Source organism: Chloroflexus sp. (assembly GCF_034432675.1).
GTDB lineage: Bacteria > Chloroflexota > Chloroflexia > Chloroflexales > Chloroflexaceae > Chloroflexus.
Genome location: NZ_DAOUBI010000107.1, coordinates 1 through 8,041, shown reverse-complemented (window position 1 = coordinate 8,041; position 8,041 = coordinate 1). Strand labels below are relative to the sequence as shown.

The 8,041-nt window shown below is 53.9% G+C and carries 5 protein-coding genes; all 5 read right to left on the bottom strand.

The genetic code is table 11. The annotated features are described in order from the left end of the window. Positions 1-122: 122 nt before the first annotated feature. The gene (locus VAE55_RS07895; protein ID WP_322815243.1) at positions 123-1,571 is read right to left on the bottom strand and encodes a tetratricopeptide repeat protein; all 1,449 of its coding nucleotides are present in this window, start codon (positions 1,569-1,571) and stop codon (positions 123-125) included. Then, positions 1,568-1,765 (bottom strand): zinc-ribbon domain-containing protein, encoded by a 198-nt coding sequence (locus tag VAE55_RS07890; protein ID WP_322815242.1) that lies wholly within the window; start codon positions 1,763-1,765, stop codon positions 1,568-1,570. Before VAE55_RS07890 ends, VAE55_RS07895 begins: the two co-directional genes overlap by 4 nt. A gap of 99 nt (positions 1,766-1,864) precedes the next feature. Further along, positions 1,865-2,827: a GGDEF domain-containing protein gene (locus VAE55_RS07885; protein WP_322815241.1), complete on the bottom strand. Its 963-nt coding sequence runs from the start codon at positions 2,825-2,827 to the stop codon at positions 1,865-1,867. A 564-nt stretch (positions 2,828-3,391) separates the two neighbouring features. Next, positions 3,392-3,649, bottom strand: a complete 258-nt coding sequence (locus VAE55_RS07880) for a hypothetical protein (protein ID WP_322815240.1) — start codon at positions 3,647-3,649, stop codon at positions 3,392-3,394. Positions 3,650-4,049: 400 nt separating this feature from the next. Next, positions 4,050-6,143 (bottom strand): carboxypeptidase-like regulatory domain-containing protein, encoded by a 2,094-nt coding sequence (locus tag VAE55_RS07875; protein WP_322815239.1) that lies wholly within the window; start codon positions 6,141-6,143, stop codon positions 4,050-4,052. Between the last annotated feature and the right edge of the window lie 1,898 nt (positions 6,144-8,041).

Here is an 8,041-nt window from a genome sequence, read left to right as displayed (position 1 = left end):
ACGCTGCGTAGTATACTCGAAGGTCGTCAGCTTGTCAAGTGGCAGAGCAATCACAGGCAACGTACCCGCTAGATCACTTCAGGAATCGGTAAAGCACTGATCCACCTCTCACACCATCAGCACTACGTACCCAGTAGTTCAAGCGCAGTTTCGGCTCGTTGTCGCCAGATACTGGCCGGTGCCTGATCGGCAACCGCTTCAAGAGCAGCACGTCCGCGACTCAGATCGCCTTGAGCGCAGAGGATTAACCCGTAGTAGAAACGTGCTTCGACGCCACCACCTGCGGTCAGGGCTGCATCGGCTGCGGCTAACGCACCTCTCAGATCGCCGCAATAGTAGCGGGTACCGGCCAGGATGGTTAAGGCTTCGGGATCGGTAGGCAAGTTATTGACTGCCGCTTGCGCTGCGAGAATGCCACTACTGCAACGCTCGAAGCCGCTATCAAGATGAAAACGAGCGGCTAATGTCAGATAACGGCCGCGCTCATCTGGTGAAGCAGTAATGACTGCCTGTTCGTAGGCATCGGCAGCGGCTACAAAGTCACGTTGAGTAAAAGCTAATCCCGCCTGTGCCAAGGCAATGGCCGGTCCGGTATGATGCTGAGACTGAATCTGTTGCAGGCGAGCGGCCGCTGCCGAGAGGTCGCCGGTACGAATATAGGCGACTGCGAGCAATGCCCCGATCCGGACATCGTCAGGATGCGCCGCAGCAAGCTGTTCGAGTTGTACTATCCCCTGTTGCTGGTTCCCCAGACGCAAGTGAGCGTAGGCCTGATAGATGGTTGCACTCAACCCATGGGCACCTGCTGGATCGACCTGCGCGAAGAATGCGAGGGCCAGATGATCGTATCCCAATTCCAGTGCCAGTTGGCCGAGTAGTTGTGGTCGTGCAGCCGGATCGGCTATAAGTGCAGTCGAAAGCGTTTCGGAGCTTGCCTGAGGTGGCAGGAGTGGATGCAAGAAGGGATCGGCAGGGACAACAGACGCTCGTAGCTTCACCGGCGTTTCGTGGTTTGGATTGTGTAGAGCATTGAGTAGTGTTAGCCGTTCCCCTACCATTGCAGCCCAGTCTGCCGGTAATTGATCCGTCGCCACCGATTGATACACGGCAAAGGCTGCGTCAAATCGGCCTGACCGCAGATCATCGTCGGCCAGCAATAGATCACGGATGGCACAACGATTGGGAAGACAGGTGGTTAATGTCTGCCAGGTGCGACGTGCTGTTGCAGGGTCACCCTCCAGCAAGGCTATCTGCCCCAGGTAGAGTACAGCAAGCTGATATTCTGCCGGCCGCAGACCGGTCTGAATAGCAGCAGCGAATGCCCGCCGGGCCAGATCGGTTTCACCGCGTACCGTGAGTACAATACCACGTCGCAGATCTGCTTCACTCAACACATTTGCCAGGGCTGCATACTGATTAAGTGCGGCACGGTAGTGACCAGCAGCGAAGAGGGTATCTCCCTGACGTAGCGCATCGTAGGGATCGGGGCGAAGTGCAAGCCATCCCGCAATGCCTGCGATCAGGATGCTAATTGACCAGGCAGCGAGTTGTCGCCGGTGGGAGGAGATCACGACTCATCATCTTCAGCAGGCGGTTCAAGACGACGACGCTGATTTTCGCGGCGATTACGACACTTTGGGCAGCGTGTCGGCTCGTTGAGAAAGCCTTTATCAGCGTAGAATTCCTGTTCGCCGGCAGTGAAGATAAACGTTGCTCCACAACTACGGCAGTTCAATTCCATATCACGATAAAAGATTATTGCCATAGACGCCTACCGCAACCGCATCAGTGTAGATTAATCATTGCTCTCTATTGTACCACGCTGATTTACGTTTTGTCGGTATACTACTACCTGTGCCGGCAGTCAGTCGGGTCGTCCGACAACAATCCGATTTTTGCCGGCGGCTTTCGCCTGCGAAAGCGCTGCGGCAGCAATGTGCAGCGCAATTCCAGCAGTATGGCCGTGTTGAGGGATGGATGCAATCCCAATTGAGATGGTAATCGGCAACGGCCAGAGCTGTGATCTCTCGATGACACGTTGGCGTAATCGTTCGGCCAATGCAGCCGCCCCACTCACACCGGTGTTGGGTAACACGGCCAGAAACTGGTCACCCGTCTGCCAGCGAGCGAGAAAATCACTCGGTCGTAATTGTTCACGGAGGATAGTAGCCAGATCGCGGATCATCTGATCGCCGGCAGCGTAACTCATTTCGTTGTAGCGACGAAGGTCATCACCATTCATCAGCAACACACTACACGCCTGACTTTGTCTTTGCGCTGTCAGAATCAGTTCCTCAAGGCGTTGCCGGGCAGCAAAGCTATTTGGCAAACCGGTAACCGGGTCGAGATCGAATTGATGCTGATTATTGAGCGTAGACCCTAACGCTGCGAGTTGGGCAATCAATCGGTTGAGCAGTGTCCCCGAATCGGCAGTATCAGGGATCAGAAACTGCAGAATCGTCGCCGGATCACTTTCAGCGGGAATGTGATGGTAGCGAATAACCGGTATTGTGTTCAGATCGAGACGCTGTGCCTGCCGGTGCAAGAGTGTCTGTAACCGTTCAATCTGCGCAACCTGTGTTGCCGGAGCGCCTGGTGGAACCACGATCACAAATTGGGTGTTCCCCGGTTGGTAGATTGTTCCGGCCAGCTCTTCACGCAACAAGAGGGCCAGCCAGCGTAACGTTGCTGCAGTCGGTGGATGAGGTAACTGGATATCGATGATACCACACGACGTAGTCGGTTGCGCCAGCCATTCGGCGAAAGCGAGTAAGTTGGCGGTACCGGTGTTGGGATCACGGCGCAGGATGGTTGTTGTGTCTGGCATAGGTTGCTCTCAGTTTTTTTCAATCGGACCAACCCGGTATGATGCTGGTCTGATTGTTGTTTGATGGGATGCTATCTCATTATACGAGTCATGTTGGTGAATTTGCAGCTATCGGTTGCACGAATCTGTAAATCTCAGGATCATGTCATAGATGACCGGCATCTCTAATACGTGCGTGGCACAGTCGCCCAGAAAACGTTTCCTGTAAACACAAAAGCTGCTGATAGGCGCCAGCGAGGCCGTCAGGGTTTTTCAATTAGTGTAGTACACTTCAACGCAACCCATCCTGCTGGCTTGGGCATTATCAGTCCGGTGTAACGGCTGATCTTGAGTATGTTGGCAGGGTGTATCAGATGTCGGCGACAGACATGGGAGATGGCGGACAGACGCCGTCTCGTACTGTCGATGAGGTGATCCGTCAGACCTTAATAACGTAAACCCGATCACGCAAGGAATGTAGCACAGGTTACAGCCTGTGCTACATGTATGGCTATGCGTCCTGTCTCGCCCCGCGTTATCAAAAGCGACATTTTTGCGGCGAGTGCCAGGTCCGTAACGGTGCACTTACCGGTGATCGACTATCCGCAATTGGCTAATCTGCCCAAGTGACGGGCGATCACGCAGATCGATGGGGAGACGAGCACCGCGGTAGTTGAAGCGGTAGATGCGACCACTTACCGGGCCGATGACGATCAGCGCCGCATGACCGGTGTATTCGCAGAAAGCGGTGAAACGCTGATCACCTGTTGTTTGCGCAGGGCTGGTCGTTGTGCCGGTTGTGAACGGTGTCCAGGCTCGATTCTTGCCGCAGCATGTCATCATAACCTCCCTGAGATGGTATCTCATAGACAATTGGTTTTGGAGCGCTAACTCGCTCGATAACGATAGCGCCACCAGAAAATGCCAGCCAGTACAATCCTGCTTCAAACCATGTTGGCGCGTAGTACAGGGCGACCGGGAGTGCGAACCAGAGGCTCAGACAATAGAAACAAGCGAGTGCCTGACCCAAAAAACTCCCGCTTGCCCACTGTCGCAAGCGCAAGAATATCGCCCACGGGCCATCTTCAGCATGAAAGAGATGGGTGATGCGCCAGACGGCACCTATCGCAATGATCAGGCTAAGCCATGACATAACAGCAATCCCTGATATTCAGCGGTAGCGAGTGGTGTTAGCCGATTCGGTAGAGAATGCCGTACCGGCTAACACGCACTCACCGCTCTCCTAGACGGCAACCGTCAGGCTGTAGAAACTGAGCTTCCGCGGGTGATAATCGTAGTTGCAATTGACGATGGTACGCTTGTAGACTCGCAACTCGATTTGATAGCAGCATGTGATCGGAAAGGCGCAGCGCAGGTCAGGAATGGTTAAGCGCAATCCCCCACCACGCCAGTGTGGTGCGGTTGCACCCTGGCTACGTGCTGCTCCGTAATCGGAACCAACCTGATCGGCAGCGGGAGCAGTTGGCGGCAGGGAGATAGGCGTTAGCGTGGCTCCCGGACACGTCAGCAGATTGACGCGACCGTTCTTGCCGTAGGTCGCTTCGAGGGTGTAGAACGCCAGATGCCCATCGACATCGTAGGCGATAAAATCAATCTCAAGTGTGCCGCCACTGTTGGCGATAATATTGGCACAAGGACTAGCCGGATTGTCATTAATGCGTACTTCGACAATATCGGCTGCCGGCTCAAGATTGCTGGTACTGTTGTCAATGGTAAGCACTAGGTAGTTCTCGTGATCGGTATTGCAGATAGGCAGGATTTGTGGATTACCCAATTGCGGATTGGCTCCTGTCCCAGTGTTTTGATAACCGACCAGGCGCAAATAGTACGTACCATCGGCAAAGGTATTGGTAGTAAGCCACTGGAGTAGCAGATTGGGATTACTCACCCAGAAACGGCTCAGTCCCCAGCTCCCAGGACCATTGTTTGCCTCAAAGAATGTCCGTGAAGGAGCAACCAGTCGTCCGCTGATCGGGGTGAAAGTGACCGGGATCGTATGGAAGTCAACCGGCCCCGCAGGCAGTGCCGGCCCCCAGAAGGTGCGCGTAAAATTCCCAACTGCTGCGGGTGGCATAGGTTGCCACGGCCCACCTGGACTGGTCGCCCATTCAAATTCGTAGAAATCAACCATCGCCGCACTGCCAAACTGCCCGCCAATTGATACCGTACCGGCAAAGGGGCGATCACCGTGCAGGGCTGCGACATTCGGATTCACATAACCAGCCGGCGCTGCGATGGCTCCTATATTCCCACCGATATTGTTGCTCAGGCTATTGCAAACATTCCCTACCACAACGCAGTTGCCTTCAGGTGGAGGTGGATTGTCAATGCAACACGCTGTCTCGTTAGCGACCAGCGTCACACTCATATTCGTGGGAATATTCCAGCGCGTGTCGGCGATAGTCTCGTCAACGATGACTTTGAGTTGACCTTCGCATTGCTGGGTGACTTGAAAGATAATATCCGGTGTACAATCCCACCATGGTTGCCAGGGTGCCCAGGGCCAGATGCGCAATTGTTCAAGTTCGGGGATATGTGGCAGACGTGTGCGTAGCTTCTCACGCAGTGCTGGCAACACGGCTGTATCGAATGGTTGACTCACCAGGGCCATTGCCTGACCATCGCGTTCCAGCAATGGCGCAAAGACAGTGGGTGAGGGCCGCGGATCGGGGATGGGAATAGGAAAATCGGGTACCTGCTCGACAATCGGGCGTAACAGATCGACGAGCCAGGGTTCAAGTTGCCAGTAGCGAATCCGCCACCACCACCATGGCCACCAGCCACAACACCAGCGAAACTTAATGGTGAACGCACCATTGGCATCGGTCGTATCACACCCCACCTGTTGGCGACTGGACCACCACCACCAGCGGTCGATATCGAAGGCACACACCCGTGCCCCAGGGACCGGCTTTCCATCAGGACAGACAACCCGACCGGTGATCACAAAATAGCGACACCAGCGTCGCCACCAATGCCAGTAGTAAGTTGAGATCGAGATCGGTTCCAGCTTAAACTGGCGCTCCTGCAACGTCCGCGCTGATATAGTGCGGCTAATGGTTTGGAGACGGGGCAAATCCTCGTCCTCAGCATCGGCTGGACCAACGATGATGTTCAGGGTATCAGGAGCACCACTCAGTTCAACGCGGACTATCGCTCTGCCCGTTTTATCAAAACGAGCCACTGAAGAGTGCAAAATGTTACCGGTACCCTCAACCACGACTTTGACCGGCGTCTCAGGAGAGAAATCATCAACGCTGCTTGCATCGAGGGGAATCTCGAAACTCAGTTGCCGTGATTGCTTTTGGTCTGCCATTACGAACCTCCTTCTAATGTTGAACCCTTCTCTAATCCCGACATACGTACTGCGACCAGAACAGTGCCCTGCCCCGTGGTCGTGGATGAAATTAGTTGCAAATTTCACAACAACACCGTAAACCATTGCTGAACAGCAAATGGTTTGTAGGTTTGTTTGTGAAAATCAGCGTTTTCAGGTTATTTGTTCTAAACCATGTATTTACCTTTCGCGCCATTATTCGTATTCGATGTCTTCATGAACGATGAAGGATATAATTTTTACGAATTTTATTGACTTTAATGATATTTTAACTATTTTGCAACTTCAATTAACATAAAGTCGCTGATATTGCACAATTAATTATACGACACTTTTATAAAATAACCAGTAAAAATATTATTTAATCTAAATAAAAAGTTGGCAAAAAGTATAATCTAGTCACCCGTCTTTTATCTCTTCAGCACGAGGAACATCCTGTATCTCTTGGGTTAGCAGAGGTAATCCGGTAAGCGCAGGAGATGAAGACGAGGAGGTAGTCCGGTGTTGTCGAATAGCCGCTATCAGATGCTGGCGGGAGACATACAGTGCGCTGGACACAGCCGCGTCTTTGTACTACCGATGACGCGATCTGGTCTTCCGTGAACGCAGCGTAGTCCTGGTCTCCGCAAGATAGGGTCACCCCTGAACCAATGCGCCAGGAGCATCGGTTCAGGGGTGACTGTCGTGGTATGACGCCGGGTTATATCAAATCTTGACTGACACGGTATATCATGCAGGTTTCAGACCCGTGTTAACCCACCAGTGAGCCACTGGCGGGTAACACGGGTGCATGAGCCAGTTCATGGGCAGTCGTGTGAGGGGCAGCACCAGTATGATGCGTGGTTAGCGTGTCGTTCTTGCACTGCTTCCAGCAGTGCTCTGCAACACGCTTCTACACTAACCCGCTCACGCTGGATGTCAACAGAGCATGAGAGCGCGTACGGGGAATAGTGTTTGGGTATGCGCTGAACGCCATCAGCCTGACCCTTCTCTTGCACTACGAGAGAGGGGAGTGCAGCAGTCTGATCCAGGTTCTCCTGATGAGGTGATGAGGAGGCATTGTGTTAGCTTAATCTAAGTTGCCACCTTACGTCACCACAGCGGTGCGAGTCGTTGAGCGCTACGGGGGAGGGATGGAACACGGATGGACGCGGGTGAAGCGGATGAACGCGGATAGATCGTCACCCGAGTCGCCACCTTATATCACCACAGAGACACGGAGGATGGGCAACAACAGATGTGCGTGACGTAGTGGGTCTACGGAACTGGCTGCGACCCAGACGATGCATACCGTTCAGGTACGTTGCACGATGCTGTGCGCAGCGTCGCGCTGTTTATCATAGCAGGTAGTCTTTCGTGGCCTACTCACAGCGTAGGTAGCAACTTGGGTTAGCTTATATTTTCTAGCCGTCCTTGAACCCACTACCAGCCGGAGTCACCGTTACAGAGTGCCTCCGCTGTTGTGCGCTGGTTCAGGAGTGAGCTACCCCACCAGGAAAGAACTACGGTGAGTGCAGAAGCCTGGCTTCCGCACTCCAAACCATGCGGCACGTGACATTTTGAGCATGAACGGTATTCGCGCTGATCCGTGATGTTTGCGTGGATCGATGACAGATGAATCTTCTCCTGCCGCAACCCCACCGCTTGTACAACCTATGCATTACCCATAAGTCGAATACTGCATTGCCCGCGTGCCGGAGCGGGTCGGGGTCGTGATGACGGGCGTGCTCCCCAGCCGGGAGCTGGGAGTGTGCGCCTCCGGTGCGCATGGTGCCGGTACTAGTGCTGAAGGGAGAAGCCAGGCGCAAGCTCCCGCCCCTGGCGGCATTCACGGACGGCCAGGACAGATGATCGAACCCAACCTCTACCCTATCAGG